We start from the raw sequence: 13,325 nt of genomic DNA, 5'->3' as shown, positions 1-13,325 counted from the left end.
GAAAGCGGCACATCGTGCAAAGAATTTCACTCGGGCGGACAAGAGGCTCTAATGAAAGTTGGCCTTTCATCTTGTGGCAAACAAAACTGGCGACCAAGCATGCAGGAAGCCTTAATCATGCACCACCAAAGCCTTGCACGATGGCAAACAGAGTTCACCCTTGCCGGCTGCCAGCCGTCTTTTGGGCTGAACGAATGCGAACCGATAACGATCAATCCTACTGAGTCGTCCATCCCCATCTGAAAAAAGGAGTATCCGTATGGCCAACTACCTGTACTTGATCAGCTACATCCTCGACAACCAACCCGGCACCTGCGAGCTGCGCAGTGAACAGGAAAACTTGAGTCGCGAAGCGGCGCGCGATTACCTGCAAGGCCTGCATCGTAGTGAAGCGTCGTCGTTTACTGACGTGCAGGTGCAGCGCCTTGAGCATGACCACGAGCGCGGCACATCGCCGGGGCATTACCAACAGCCCTGAGCAGGGGCGGCACGCATGGTTTCATCCATTAACCCGCTCAGCAACACCATCGCCAGGCGGCAGGACAAGCCCGTGGGCGAGGACGGGTCACAAACCGAGCATGTTGTAGTGCACGTAGTACATGATCCATAGCGACAACCCCACCAACAGCACGATGATCACCACGGAGAACACCAGCGCCACCAGGCTCCAGCGCTGCTCACGCGCGGTGGTCAGGTGCAGGAAGAACATCATGTGCACCAGAATCTGCACCACCGCGCAGACCAGCGCCAACAGGAAGGTAGCGGCGCGCGGCAAGCTGGGAAACATGGCCAGCCCGAACGGCACAATGGTCAGCAACGCAGCCAGCAGGAAGCCGATATTGTACGATCTGTGGCTGGACTGGCTGGCGCCGGCACTGCTGTGAATCTGGCTTTCGCTGCTCATCAGATCACTCCGAACAGGTAGACGACGGTAAACACGCACACCCACACGATGTCGAGAAAATGCCAGAACAGGCTCAGGCAGCTCAGCCGTGTGGAGTTGACACAGCACAGGCCACGCTGCTGGACCTGGATCATCAGCAGGGCCATCCACACCAGGCCGACCAGCACGTGCAGGCCATGGGTGCCGACCAGGGTGAAGAAGCCGGTGAGAAACGCGCTGCGCTGCGGCCCGTAGCCCTCGGCGATCAAGTGGTGGAACTCGTTCACCTCCATGGCGACGAAAGCCAGGCCCAGCACAAAGGTGACCCCCAGCCACTGCAGCACCCGGCGCTTGTCCTTGCGGTGGTTGGCCAGCATGGCGTAGCCATAGGTGATGCTGCTGAGCAGTAGCAGGCTGGTTTCGCCCAGGACGTAGGGCAGCTCAAAGATGTCCGCAGGGCCAGGGCCGCCCGCCACGGACTGGCCCAGCACCGCATAAGTGGCGAACAACGTGGCGAACAGGATGCAGTCGGTCATCAGGTAGATCCAGAAGCCGAACAGGCTCAGCGAACCCGCATCCTCGTAGCCTTGCTCCTGCTGGTGGGCGCTTTCGTTCAAGATGATGTGCGACATGGCTCAGGCCTCCGCCATCAGCTGACGCCGTTGGGTTTCCACGCGTTCGACTTCCTCGGCCGTCACGTAGTACTCGGTATGCCGGTCGTAGCTGCGTACGATCAGTGCTGCCACCGTGGTCAGCAGTGAGGCAATCGCCAGCCACCAGATATGCCAGACCAAGGCGAAGCCCAGCACTGTGCTCAATGCGCCGATCAACACGCCCAGGCTAGTGTTGCACGGCATGTGAATCCTGCGAAAATCCGCCTCGATCAGCGTCTTGACCCCACGCTCCTTCATTCCCCAATAGGCGTCGATGCCGTGCACCACCGGTTGCTCGGCAAAGTTGTAGAACGGCGGCGGTGACGCAGTGGCCCACTCCAGCGTGCGGCCATCCCAGGGATCGCCGGTGTGGTCGCGGTTTTCGTGGCGCTTGCGGATGCTCACAATCAGTTGCATTAGCTGGCAGGCCACGCCGCAGAGGATGATAAGCACACCAACCATCTCCAGCAGCAGAAACGGCCGCCACTCAGGCACATTGAAATGGTTCAGGCGCCGGGTCATGCCCATGAAACCGAGAAAGTAAGATGGCATGAAAGCGAAATAGAAACCCGCCAGCCAGCACCAGAACGCGGCACGCCCCAGCGGGTCGTAGAGCTTGAAACCGAACGCCTTGGGGAACCAGTAGGTCAGGCCACACAGGTAGCCGAACACCGCGCCGCCAATAATCACGTTATGGAAATGCGCGATGAGAAACAGGCTGTTGTGCAGCAGGAAGTCTGCGCCCGGCACCGCCAGCAGCACGCCGGTCATGCCGCCAATGCTGAAGGTGACGATGAAGCCCACCGTCCACAGCATGGGTGTCTCGAAGCGCACCCGACCGCGGTACATGGTGAACAGCCAGGTGAAGATCTTCACCCCAGTCGGGACGGCGATGATCATGGTCATAATGCCGAAGAACGCGTTCACGTTCGGCCCGGCGCCCATGGTGAAAAAGTGGTGTACCCAGACGATGAACGACAGCAGGGTGATGACGATGGTGGCCCAGACCAGCGAGTAGTAGCCGAACAGCCGCTTGCGTGAAAAGGTAGAGGCCACCTCAGAAAAGATTCCGAAAGCCGGCAGGATCAGGATGTACACCTCCGGGTGGCCCCAGGCCCAGATGAGGTTGATATACATCATCGGGTTGCCGCCCATCTCGTTGGTGAAGAAATGCATGCCCAGGTAGCGGTCCAGGCTGAGCATGAACAGCGTGGCGGTGAGAATGGGGAATGCGGCCAGAATCAGTATCGAAGTGCACAATACCGTCCAGGTGAACACCGGCATGCGGAACAAGGTCATGCCGGTGGTGCGCATTTTTAGGATGGTGACGAAGAAATTCAGCCCGGTCAGCAACGTCCCAACGCCGGAGATCTGCAAGGACCAGATGTAGTAATCCACGCCTACGCCCGGGCTGTAGCCGATACCGGACAAGGGCGGGTAGGCGACCCACCCAGTGCGGGCGAACTCACCGATCCCCAGCGAGAGATTCACCAAAACCGCACCCGATACGAACAGCCAGAAGCTCACCGCGTTCAGAAACGGGTAAGCCACGTCGCGCGCACCGATTTGCAACGGCACGACGATGTTCATAAGGCCGACCACGAATGGCATGGCCATGAAGAAGATCATGATCACGCCGTGAGCGGTGAAGATCTGGTCGTAGTGTTCCGGTGGCAGATAGCCGGGCGAGCCGTCCGAAGCCATGGCTTGCTGAGTACGCATCATCAGCGCGTCGGCAAAACCCCGCAGCAGCATCACCAGGGCGACCACGATGTACATCACGCCGATGCGCTTGTGGTCGACCGAGGTCAACCACTCCTTCCACAGATACGTCCATTTGCGCTTGTAGGTAATCATCCCAAAGCCGCAAACGCCGATCATGCCGACTACAGCAAGGGTGTACATGATGATGGGTTCGTCCATGGGGATGGCGTCCCAGCTCAACTTTCCGAACATGCGGGTCACTCCTTGCTGCCTTTCGGCGCTTCATCATCAGGGATGCTCAGGCGCCGTTCGACGTCGTTAGACCGGCCAATGCCCTGGTACTTGTCGATCAGGGACTGGAACAGGCCGTCGTCCACCTTGGCGTAGTGCTCCACAGGATGGGCGACGCTCGGTTTGGCCAGCTGTGCATAGCGCGCCTGGTCAAGCCGATTCGGTGACCTGCGCACCGCTGTCACCCAGGCGTCGAAACCGGCTTGGTCTAAAGCCAAGGCCTCGAAATACATATCGGAAAAACCCGGCCCGTTGTAGTTGGCAGCGATGCCGTTGTAGGTGCCCTTGTGGTTGGCGATCAGATGCAGCTGGGTCTGCATGCCCGCCATGGCATAGATTTGCCCGCCGAGGGCCGGAATGAAGAATGAAGTAATGGCGCCATCGGAGGTCACCCGAAAATCCACCGGGGTATCCACTGGCATGGCCAACTCATTGACCGAGGCGATGCCGAGTTCGGGATAGACGAATAGCCATTTCCAGTCTGTGGCGATCACCTGAACCTTTATCGCCGGTCGGTCAGCCACGAGTGGTCGGTACGGGTCCAGCGCATGGGTCGAGCGCCAGGTCACCACGCCGAGCACAATGATGATGATAAGCGGCACACCCCAGACCACTGCCTCGATAGCGCGCGAATGGTTCCATTCCGGCGTGTAGCGCGCCTTTTCATTGGAGGCGCGGTAGTGCACCGAGAATACCAGCGCCATGATCATGACCGGGACTACCACTATCAGCATAAGCAGCGTGGCGAGAATGATCAGGTTGCGCTGCTCCAACCCGACCTGACCTTTTGGATTGAACAACACCATGTCGCAACCCGAGAGCTGCAAAGCACCGATGCTGAGCAACATAAGACCGAGCAACCGTGCGCCATACGTGAATCTCGTGGCCATGATCTTGTCCTGTAGCGATTGCCAGTTGTTTTGCTTGTGGCGTTAGAAGGACGGCGACGAAACGAAGGTTGTATGAGATTTGCGGATTGGCGACGAATGGTGGATGTACAAAAAAACCGCTTTGTATAACTCGGCCGCCTGTCCGATGGCGTCGTTTCATTTGGACTGATTACGCGCGCGAGGCTATCTACCGCTGACAACAGCAGAGGACAGGCAGATGAAAAGAAGAGGGGAAACCTATCGTCAATGGTGCGATCCGATCCTGCACCACCAGATCCATGAGGAAACGCTGGACACAGGAGCCTGTCTCGAAGTGCAGGCACGCTTGTCACGAACGGGTGCCACTCAGTTGTTCATCGGAGTTTATCGCGCCGATGGCTCGATGATGAGTGAGCAAGCCTTTTTCCAATGCCCTGGCGAAACCATGAGTCGGGCGATGGTGTGGGGCGTCGGGTATGCCAGGCGAGTCGCGACCGAGGGCAAGGCGTTCGATGTCGAAGTGGTTGGAAGTTGAGGTGCGGGAGGAACCAGGCGAAGCAGCTGTTCCGATCGGATTGCTACCGGCGGGCGGTGATGGTCAATCCTTACTGTCAGGCTGTTCACCAGAAGGGGTTTACATCGCATGGATGGTGTTGCTTTACCGGTCGAGGGGCTGTAATGGGTGGATAGTTGTCATCCGCGACCCACCACTACACCGCGTCATCCCATAAGACGACCATGTACAACCAGTGGGCTCAATGGAAAGGAAGCATGTCTCTGCCGCGCGCCTTGGGCATGACCCGACGCGGGTGGCAGCAGACGGTGGAGCATCCTTTCGGAACGCTCAAACTGGGAACCACCCACTTCCTGGTCAAGACCCTGCCGAGGGTAATCGTCGAGATGAACCTTCAAGCTATCCTACAACCTCAAATGAATGATGAAGATAATCGGAATTGCAGGACTACGTAAGCGATCAGGGCATGAGGCCAGCTGCCGCGGTCCAGATGGCACAACCACCATGCCTATGACCGATCCAGGGTGATCCACGCCTCCATCTGCTAGACCTACAGGCCTGGTCCGCATATCTTCTTCGTGAACTGGGGCTTTTTTACACAGCCTGGGATGATAGCGCACACTTTTGCTCGGAACGGATCACACTGCAATCGAGAAAGTTCGAATCCCTACGCTTCCGCCACTAATTTTCATCAAGGCCCTGATTTTTCGGGGCTTTTTTGTGCCTGTGTGTTTTTGGTCCCCCATCTGGTCCCCCATTATTAGTGTGGCTTTTGCTGGTTTACTGCGGATTATGGTGGACGTGCTGTTTTCACGGGGCCTAAGGACTTACATTAGGACAGGGGCGATTTCTCCAAGGCTGCGTAGGTGTGCTTGGCTCTTGCCGGCAGCTATCGACCCGGCGCATGCATATTGGGGACGCTTCGCGACCCATCGCCGACACGTGCGGCTCCCACAGGTGGTGGCGCAGATCTGGAAGCTGGTGACATTCCTGTGGGAACCGGTTTGCCACGCTGAGGCCTGAACTGGAGAACACAAAGCCTTGGATCGATGCCTGTCATCACACCGTCGCTATCGCCCTATAATGGCTTAACAGAGCAACATGGGCAGGGCATGAAGCGAACGTTGGAAGGCATGGCCAAAGTCGGCGAGCCGCTACTGCGCGAAGCTCTTTATGCGATAAGGGCGCATCAGGCCGCCCAAGATAGCGGGGCATCTCAAGAGACAATCGAGCGGCTTAGAGTGTTGGCCGACTCCCTTTATCACGCGGTAGTGGATTTCCAGTTGCTTGAAGCCGGCAGTCTGTCTGAATCAATTCACTGATATCGAGGCACTGATGCCCAAACAGTCCAAGATCTTGCCGCCCGACCACCCAGCCTACAACGAGGCAATTGAGGCAATGCGCCGGTACCACGAAGCTCAGGATACTGGCGCGCCTGCAATAGAGGTGGAAAGATTACGCCTGATAGCTGAGTCTCTGTTCCAAGCTGTAACTGACTATCAAATGAGAGCCTTTGGCCGCGGGGACGGAACCACTCACTGATTGGCAGTTGCGCGGAAGATGGTGGGTCCAGTGAATGTCTGATTTCGACCCATTATAGATAGTCACCGTATGGCAGCTTACGGCCAGAAGCGGGCATCGGGCATCGGGCAACTGCAACCGTATCACTGGTAACCAGTCTGACTTACGCAATGTGAGTGGGCCGGCCGCAAGCCTGAAGGCTGTTCATCTTCCAGTGGGTGTTAGCTTGCCGGCGATTCGGCCGATGCGGTCGGGTATTCACCATTCTCGATGTTGTTTAGGTAAGTTCAGCCCTCTGCACGCCACCAAGGACAGCACGTATGCATTTACTCACCAAGGACAGCACGTATGCATTTACTCACCGATGAGCAGTTACGGGAGATCATTCACGACCCTTTCGTCTAGATAGACTCCGAGCGTCGCCAGGATTTCAAGCTTATGTAGACTTCTGCCAATGAGTTTTTCTGCCTCCTTTCATCAGCCTGCGAAGGCGTGAGAACGTGGCATCCAAGTGCCATTACTGATATTGTCCGGTGCTGCTCAAGAGGGATCTAGCAGTGACCACAAACTACCTCAAGTACTTCCCCAAGCCTGTCCTGGACGACCTCGTAAACGGCAGATGGCTGCCAATCATCGGGGCCGGCATGTCCTTGAATGCCCATGTCACGTCAGGTCAGAGACCTCCTCTTTGGGGGGAGCTAGGTAAGCTTCTTGAAGACGATCTTATTGACTTCAATTCCAGTGGGGCCCTCGACGCGATTTCTGCTTACGAGCATGAGCTAGGGCGGGCGAGGTTGATGGATAAGCTCACGCAGGTGTTGCTGATCCACGAAGCCCAGCCCGGGGCGGCGCACAAGAGCTTCTGCTCTATCCCATTCGATATCGTCTGCACAACAAATTTCGACTTCTTGCTGGAGCAGGAGTACCGGCTTGGGCCCAATGTTGTTTATCCGATCCTTGAAGAGGAGCAGCTCTCGCTGAATTCATCCAAGGCCGGTGTGAACCTGCTCAAGCTCCATGGCGACCTTCACCATCCGAGAAGGATGGTGGTCACGGAGGCTGACTACGACGGCTTTCTCGCGAACTATCCGCTGTTCGCAACCTACCTCGCGAATCTGCTGATTACCAAGACTGCGGTGTTGGTCGGGTACAGTCTCGACGATCCAGATTTCCGGCAGATTTGGCATGTGGTATCGCAGCGCCTGGGACGCACCAGACGATTTGCCTACTCGATCGTTGTAGGCGCGAATCAGTCCGATATTTCGCGGTTCGAGCGCCGCGGGGTAAAGGTGATCAATCTGCCAGGTACACGAGACAGGTACGGTGAGATCCTAGCGGCAGCTTTTGATGAGCTTCGGGAGCTTCTCAGGGACGAAGCTTTCACCGTGATGAAGCCGACTGAAGAGCGGGCGATGCAAGAACTGTCGCGACCACGGTCGGCGCCATCGCGGCTTTGCTTCTTCTCGCTGCCGTTGGAGGTTCTGCCTTTCTACAAAGACCAGGTATTTCCCGCCTTGAAGGATATCAACCTCGTCCCGATTACGGCTGATGGCGTAATTTCTCCTGGGGATATGGTTATCGCGAAGCTGGACGCTCTAATCGATCGGTCGATTGCAATGGTCATCGATCTGTCTTCCAACTGGACGATGGTTGAACTGAAGATGGCGATCAGTCGAGCGGCGTCGAGGAAGGAGAAAGGCAGGTCGCTCAAACTGATTGTAGTGATGAGGGAAGGCCAGCAGTTGCCCCTTGCTCTGGAGGACGTCACGGTGATTTATCGGCCTGATCTACTGACCTCTGAGTCAGAAGATTTCGCCCTAGACCTGATCACAACCCTGGAAAGGGAGCTTCCATCAGATCGTAACTCTCAATTGGATGAGGCCCGCCGGCTTCTGAGGGTAAGGGAGTATCGTGCGGCGATCGTTTCGGCGGTTACCTATCTTGAGGGCGAACTGCGGAGCGTGATGCGATACAAAGAAGACGACAGTGCGACAAGGCCAAATCACCAGTCACTGCTGGGAATGATAAAAAATGCGGTTAGCCGAAGCGTAATCCAATCGGAGTGGCTCCCCAGACTGCACGAGTGGGTACACATTAGGAACAGCATCGTTCATTCGAGGGGTGACGCTGAAGTATCTCAGCGAATGGCAAAGACTATCGTGGATGGGATCATCCAAATCGTGTCCAGCTTCCCGCCTACAATCACTCCGAAAGCGTCCTTTAGGGGGTAACGGCGCAGCAGGAACGCCTGCTGAGGAGTCGAGCAATTCTGCCCGATTCGCGCTTGCTTCCTACGTCGCCTTATGTGGCCCTACTTTTTCTTGGGTGCGGGAGGTGGCGCCTTCGGCGGAGTAGCTGGGCGCTGGCTCGTTGTCTCTTTGCTCACTCCGCCATTGACTGAGGTGGGCTTTCCTGTGTGATTCGACATGCTGAATCCTTGCATAGGGTGATTTGGGGTAGCTATGAACCTGGGTTGGCACAGCGTGGAGAGCTACGCGCGTCATCCGTTCCGACGTGGAGGTGCTGGCGGGGCTTTAGGTGGGGTGGCTGGCCGCTGGCTTACTGGACTGGGACGCTGAGGCTCGCTGCCGCTTGGTCGGCGTGGCTGTGGCGATATCCCTCTTTCTTCGTACATTGGTCCCCTCTACTTGTTGGGCGCTTTAGGCGGCGAAGGCGGTGGTGTAGCGGGGCGAACGTTAACTGGCGCTGGCGGGCTAACATTCATCCCCTCGTTACTGACTCGCTCCACCACATGCTTTTTGCTTGTGTCGCTCTTACTGGTCATTCGTTGTCTCCTGTAGCTCAAGGAACTCAACCATCAAAACGTCAGAATTTGAGACTAGATAACTCTCAATTCCCGGCATTTCGACCCATTCGTCCTGCTCATCTAGCCAGCACGGTTGTGTAATCAAAAAATGGCCTGTGGCGGGATCAGTTGGCCACACTTGGGGGTATCCGAAGAGGCGTCGGCCATCCAGCAGCGTCAACACTACGCTATGCCCAGATCGCTTGCGAAATGCGTAGACCCATTCCGGGTATGAGGCACGCGATGTGAGTCCAAGCTGCCTGGCAATCCCGTATAGATAGTCATGGTTGGACGCGTATGACAACCCCAAGCCTAGACATATCGCGAGTGCTATTCCCCATGCGCTCTCTACGTCTGTGGTCCAGAGGCCCATTACGAACCAATGGTCTCCCATCCACAGCAGGACCTTTGAGATCCCCGAAACGATGATGGTGATGATGCCGGTACCAATTAGCGCCTGTACCGTTCGCTCGAACTGGCCTGGTTTCTTTACATCGGCCAGCCAGTAAAAAATCATGGTGGTGATGAAGCCTGGTATCAGCATTTGAACCAGAGGGAGGATCTTCGTTGCTAGGTCTTCCAATGCCTGTTCCATCGAGTGGTGTCCGTTTGCCATCAATATAGCCGCGACGCATCTGTTAGAGGTAACGTTTTTTCATAGATGGCGGGCTAGAGGCAGCGCTAGCGCTCCACGTTCATAAGCGCAGTTCTCGACTACATCACAGTATCGACCTTGAGTACCCGAGCGCCTTATGACCGGACCTGAGGTAGCTTTCATCTCTGCTGAGCTGTGATCGCGGAGCCGCCCAGTCGGGCGAAAAGCACTACCGAGGTGATGAGTTGCGGTTGCATACTGCTCACTTTGCCTCTAGCATCAGGTTCTTCCTGAGTGTAAGTCCGCTAAACCTTACAAAGGTGCCGCAGGGCAGATCTTCACCCTCTCCGAATGACCTCGTAGAAGCAGTGAATCAGCCGGAAACTCAATCACATTTTCATGTTGGGTACCGGCCAATGTTAAAAAATCTTGCTCTGTGTTTATCCATCTTGGCAGCATCGTCACAGCTTCGGCTTCTGTTAATGCCTCTCGCCTTTTCAATCCCGATTCTGTCGGTGGCTTTATTGATCTGGGTGTCCCAGACCCTTTAGCGATGAGAAATGTGAATATTAGCAGGCTGACCTTTGTGTCCTCTCGGATCATCTCGACTGGGCGTGCTTTGGGAGGTTACTGTCGCCGGTTGGGAGTTATTAGCCTAAGTGGGCTTAGTTGTGGGATCAGGCCACGGGTTCGAACGTTTATTCAGCCGGCGGCTGTCTGGCATTGAGCTATGGCTTCAATGACGCGCGGTCGAGTGGGAATTATCGAGTCTTGTTGAGTGGCAGCTTTTGGCCGTTAGCTGCCGCTCCACGAAGGGCTGCTATGGGTCGATAGTAGACGCTCACTCTGGCCTGTGGCGCCCCGCGGCTATCCAGAAAGAACGTGCGCAGATGCTTGCCATCCATGAAGCGCCAACCGACCTTTCGCTTCCTGTATTCGCCAGGCTGGCGGACAAGTCCCGCCATCAAATCAACCGAGACATCAAGGCGCGAAGGCTGCTCTCTCAGCTTGGGCAACCGGGGGCAGCGAATTCCCGATTGGCAATTGGATCCCGTTAAGCATAAGTTGGTGCTGGCGATATTTGACGCACTGCCTGCGATGAGCGTTGGGGATCTCTATAAGATGCTGTGCAATCCCCGCCAAAAATTATGTGGGAACGTGCCGTGTAATGTAGTCACGCCTGACTTGACTGGAGGGTATTTTTAGAATTGTTGGTGAGTCGCTAATAGGCAATGTGGGGCGCGGTTTATGATAGCTTTGATCAAGCAGCGGTGGGTTTAGTGATTTTGGTTGTTTGTGCCGGAAGAGCGCTTAATGAGGCGATCTTTACCGATGTCTTTGTGTATAGGGTAAATAGTTTGGTCAGTAGGAGTGTCAGGGCGTTAGAAGCCCGAACATGTAGTTCGGGCTACTTTTTAGGCTGGACTCAGTTTGTATTGCTTGTCAAGCCACGCGCTGACTTCGTCGCGCTTGTGAGGAGCTTTTCCGGGCAGGTCTTCAAGTTTGTGAGCAACTAGGCTCCTGTTTTCGTCGTTGATCCCGCGCTTTCGTGTTTTTAGATAGTGGTCAATAAAGTATTCGACCTCCCAGCTTTCTGTCATGGAAACGTATATGCGATCAATTTTTCCGCGATACTTCTTGTTGTCGTCGTTTTTCCAAACCATCATTACTGTCTCGGCGTCATGGCGAATCGCCACTTTTGCTTTGTATCATGTCCCTTAGGATTGGATCCAGTGTAATTTTACTCTCACTATTAGCTGTGGTATTGGCAGCATTGCGCATAGCGGTTGAGCCCTCGGGCCTGAGGTCTCGACCGTGGCAACTTCAATTTTAATGCTTGCGGAAGGTCGGCCTTCCCGGGGTGCGGGAGGCCCGTTATGTACGCCTATCGCCCACTCTCTCGGGTGCGTTACCGCGTCTATTGGCGAGAGGTGCCTTATCCGTCGCTTTCTCAGGAGCGACTGACAAGCTATTGCATAGGTCTCTGCGGACCCGCAGTACGCTGGCGTCGCCACTCGCAGGAGGCAAGCACGGTAAGAGCCGCCAGCTTATCGCTGTCAGGGGCTTGGTGCCCTGATTCTGAGGGTAGGGGCTAGATTTTTCGGCGAAATGCACCCCAATGCCTCTGAGAAGGCTTCCAGCAGTGCTACGATAAGCGGGTGCGCCGACACGAACGAATGCCGCTCGGTGTCGGATTTTAAATTTTTACGGGTGGATGACATGAGTTCGCGTTACGATAGGGATGTTTGCAGTGACTCGCCAGTGCTCGAAGTTGCAGCTGTTCAGAGAGTTAAAGTTTGCAAGGGAGATGCTGGAGCATTTTCGGAGCAGGCGCTGAAGTGCTCATCTGATAAGTTAATAGTCCGTGGTAAACAAGATGCTCCTTTGGTTGCAAAGACTGCATATGGGCAAAGCCTTCTCGTGCCTGGGCATGATCGCCGATCCCGTGTCCTTGATACTTCCTTTGATCCTTGGAGGAAGATTTGTGCCCTTGAAATCACAGCTAGAGATGGTACGCCATTCATCGGCACTGGGTGGGTAGCAGGCCCCCGGCTGATTATTACTGCGGGCCACTGTGTCTTCAACAAGGTTTACGACGGGTGGATGGAAAATATAGAAGTTATTCCGGGGCGTGATGGCCAACTTGAGCCCTTTGGACGCTATAAAGCTAAGTCTTTTCGTACCATGGAAAGATGGTGTTCCGCGGGTGATGAAAATTATGATATTGGTGCAATCATCCTCTCGAATGACCTAGATAGCAGTCTCGGATCGTTTGCATTTGGGTTCTACCCGGAGGCACGCCTGAATTCGCAGATGGTGAATATTTCAGGCTATCCAATTTGTAACGTCGGTGAAGAGCAGATGCATCACTCGAATAGGGTTTGTGATGTCACAGATCACAAGCTTTATTATGATGTGGATACTGAGGGCGGGCAGAGCGGTTCTCCCATTTGGTTCTATCCAGATGACGACCTTGAGCCAGTAGTCATTGGCGTGCATAGTAATGGCGCTGGCAGAACATTGAATGCGAACTCTGGTGTTAGAATTACCCCGGCATTGGTCGATATTCTCTCTGAGTGGCGTACGCTTAAATGAAGGTGCGACTATGAAGTCCAAGATCATCTGCGGTTTCGTTGTCGATGATGCGGGGCACCCTGTCAAGGGTGCTTTCGTGATGGTGGAGAGTTCCGATTTTCCGGCGAAAGACATAGCGATCATTACAAATGAACGTGGGATTTTTAAACTTGAGTTGCCTGGTGGGGATTGTTGTATTTCTGCGGTCACTAAGTCAGGACTGAAGGGTGTAAAAAAAATATCGAAATACACGTCCTCTAAGGTAACGCCAACAATTTGCGTGCATAATTGATATGGCAAGAAGCGATCTTGTGGTAAAACTCGCCCAAGCCGGTTTGGGGGGAGATAAGGCCTCGGTTCGGCGAGTCGTTGAGGCAATAGTCTCAGAAGAGAAGGCTAGGCAGCATCACATAT

Annotated in this window: 13 protein-coding genes; 7 read left to right on the top strand and 6 right to left on the bottom strand. The window is 55.2% G+C overall.

What is annotated here, in order from left to right; genetic code table 11:
• The first annotated feature begins 259 nt into the window (after positions 1-259).
• Complete coding sequence (locus ACN6NG_RS16695; RefSeq protein WP_102689575.1) at positions 260-478, top strand: hypothetical protein; 219 nt, start codon at positions 260-262, stop codon at positions 476-478.
• An 87-nt stretch (positions 479-565) separates the two neighbouring features.
• On the opposite strand, the gene cyoD is transcribed toward ACN6NG_RS16695, so the two are convergent.
• Genes cyoD through cyoA form a run of 4 tightly spaced genes read right to left on the bottom strand, consistent with a single transcriptional unit; the run spans position 566 to position 4,379 of the window.
• Entirely contained in the window at positions 566-904 is a 339-nt protein-coding gene (cyoD, locus tag ACN6NG_RS16690) for a cytochrome o ubiquinol oxidase subunit IV (RefSeq protein ID WP_210014320.1), read from the bottom strand.
• A complete protein-coding gene (gene cyoC, locus ACN6NG_RS16685) occupies positions 904-1,515 on the bottom strand; it encodes a cytochrome o ubiquinol oxidase subunit III (RefSeq protein WP_134698424.1) in 612 nt (203 codons plus the stop codon). The genes cyoD and cyoC overlap by 1 nt, the downstream gene beginning before the upstream one ends.
• A gap of 3 nt (positions 1,516-1,518) precedes the next feature.
• Positions 1,519-3,492, bottom strand: a complete 1,974-nt coding sequence (gene cyoB, locus ACN6NG_RS16680) for a cytochrome o ubiquinol oxidase subunit I (protein WP_210014402.1) — start codon at positions 3,490-3,492, stop codon at positions 1,519-1,521.
• 5 nt (positions 3,493-3,497) lie between these two features.
• Positions 3,498-4,379, bottom strand: coding sequence for a ubiquinol oxidase subunit II (gene cyoA, locus ACN6NG_RS16675; protein ID WP_408004342.1), 882 nt, complete (start codon positions 4,377-4,379; stop codon positions 3,498-3,500).
• A gap of 259 nt (positions 4,380-4,638) precedes the next feature.
• On the opposite strand from cyoA, the gene ACN6NG_RS16670 reads away from it, so the two are divergent.
• The 4 genes from ACN6NG_RS16670 to ACN6NG_RS16655 all read left to right on the top strand — a co-directional run bounded on the left by ACN6NG_RS16670 (position 4,639) and on the right by ACN6NG_RS16655 (position 8,666).
• Entirely contained in the window at positions 4,639-4,935 is a 297-nt protein-coding gene (locus ACN6NG_RS16670; protein WP_054888278.1) for a hypothetical protein, read from the top strand.
• 1,091 nt (positions 4,936-6,026) lie between these two features.
• Entirely contained in the window at positions 6,027-6,236 is a 210-nt protein-coding gene (locus ACN6NG_RS16665; RefSeq protein WP_210014322.1) for a hypothetical protein, read from the top strand.
• A gap of 13 nt (positions 6,237-6,249) precedes the next feature.
• The gene (locus ACN6NG_RS16660) at positions 6,250-6,456 is read left to right on the top strand and encodes a hypothetical protein (RefSeq protein WP_236066247.1); all 207 of its coding nucleotides are present in this window, start codon (positions 6,250-6,252) and stop codon (positions 6,454-6,456) included.
• Positions 6,457-6,992: 536 nt separating this feature from the next.
• Positions 6,993-8,666: an SIR2 family NAD-dependent protein deacylase gene (locus ACN6NG_RS16655; RefSeq protein WP_210014323.1), complete on the top strand. Its 1,674-nt coding sequence runs from the start codon at positions 6,993-6,995 to the stop codon at positions 8,664-8,666.
• A 543-nt stretch (positions 8,667-9,209) separates the two neighbouring features.
• On the opposite strand, the gene ACN6NG_RS16650 is transcribed toward ACN6NG_RS16655, so the two are convergent.
• Positions 9,210-9,836: a DUF6338 family protein gene (locus ACN6NG_RS16650; protein WP_236066248.1), complete on the bottom strand. Its 627-nt coding sequence runs from the start codon at positions 9,834-9,836 to the stop codon at positions 9,210-9,212.
• A gap of 1,415 nt (positions 9,837-11,251) precedes the next feature.
• The gene (locus ACN6NG_RS16645; protein WP_210014325.1) at positions 11,252-11,533 is read right to left on the bottom strand and encodes a hypothetical protein; all 282 of its coding nucleotides are present in this window, start codon (positions 11,531-11,533) and stop codon (positions 11,252-11,254) included.
• Between the two features lie 523 nt (positions 11,534-12,056).
• On the opposite strand from ACN6NG_RS16645, the gene ACN6NG_RS16640 reads away from it, so the two are divergent.
• Both ACN6NG_RS16640 and ACN6NG_RS16635 read left to right on the top strand, forming a co-directional pair.
• On the top strand, positions 12,057-12,932 hold the full coding sequence (locus ACN6NG_RS16640; RefSeq protein WP_210014326.1) for a trypsin-like serine peptidase: 876 nt from the start codon (positions 12,057-12,059) through the stop codon (positions 12,930-12,932).
• 10 nt (positions 12,933-12,942) lie between these two features.
• Positions 12,943-13,203: a peptidase associated/transthyretin-like domain-containing protein gene (locus ACN6NG_RS16635; RefSeq protein ID WP_210014327.1), complete on the top strand. Its 261-nt coding sequence runs from the start codon at positions 12,943-12,945 to the stop codon at positions 13,201-13,203.
• The last annotated feature ends 122 nt before the right edge of the window (positions 13,204-13,325 follow it).

The organism is Pseudomonas sp. TSO6 (assembly GCF_056098905.1).
Note: the sequence above shows the minus strand (reverse complement) of the source record. Positions and strands in the feature narration are given on the sequence as shown.

What these genes read in the sequence shown, in the direction of transcription:
- ACN6NG_RS16695 (WP_102689575.1), top strand. Translation starts at nt 260, where the DNA reads ATGGCCAACTACCTGTACTTGATCAGCTACATCCTCGACAACCAACCC.
- cyoD (WP_210014320.1), bottom strand. Translation starts at nt 904, where the DNA reads ATGAGCAGCGAAAGCCAGATTCACAGCAGTGCCGGCGCCAGCCAGTCC.
- cyoC (WP_134698424.1), bottom strand. Translation starts at nt 1,515, where the DNA reads ATGTCGCACATCATCTTGAACGAAAGCGCCCACCAGCAGGAGCAAGGC.
- cyoB (WP_210014402.1), bottom strand. Translation starts at nt 3,492, where the DNA reads ATGTTCGGAAAGTTGAGCTGGGACGCCATCCCCATGGACGAACCCATC.
- cyoA (WP_408004342.1), bottom strand. Translation starts at nt 4,379, where the DNA reads ATGTTGCTCAGCATCGGTGCTTTGCAGCTCTCGGGTTGCGACATGGTG.
- ACN6NG_RS16670 (WP_054888278.1), top strand. Translation starts at nt 4,639, where the DNA reads ATGAAAAGAAGAGGGGAAACCTATCGTCAATGGTGCGATCCGATCCTG.
- ACN6NG_RS16665 (WP_210014322.1), top strand. Translation starts at nt 6,027, where the DNA reads ATGAAGCGAACGTTGGAAGGCATGGCCAAAGTCGGCGAGCCGCTACTG.
- ACN6NG_RS16660 (WP_236066247.1), top strand. Translation starts at nt 6,250, where the DNA reads ATGCCCAAACAGTCCAAGATCTTGCCGCCCGACCACCCAGCCTACAAC.
- ACN6NG_RS16650 (WP_236066248.1), bottom strand. Translation starts at nt 9,836, where the DNA reads ATGGAACAGGCATTGGAAGACCTAGCAACGAAGATCCTCCCTCTGGTT.
- ACN6NG_RS16640 (WP_210014326.1), top strand. Translation starts at nt 12,057, where the DNA reads ATGAGTTCGCGTTACGATAGGGATGTTTGCAGTGACTCGCCAGTGCTC.
- ACN6NG_RS16635 (WP_210014327.1), top strand. Translation starts at nt 12,943, where the DNA reads ATGAAGTCCAAGATCATCTGCGGTTTCGTTGTCGATGATGCGGGGCAC.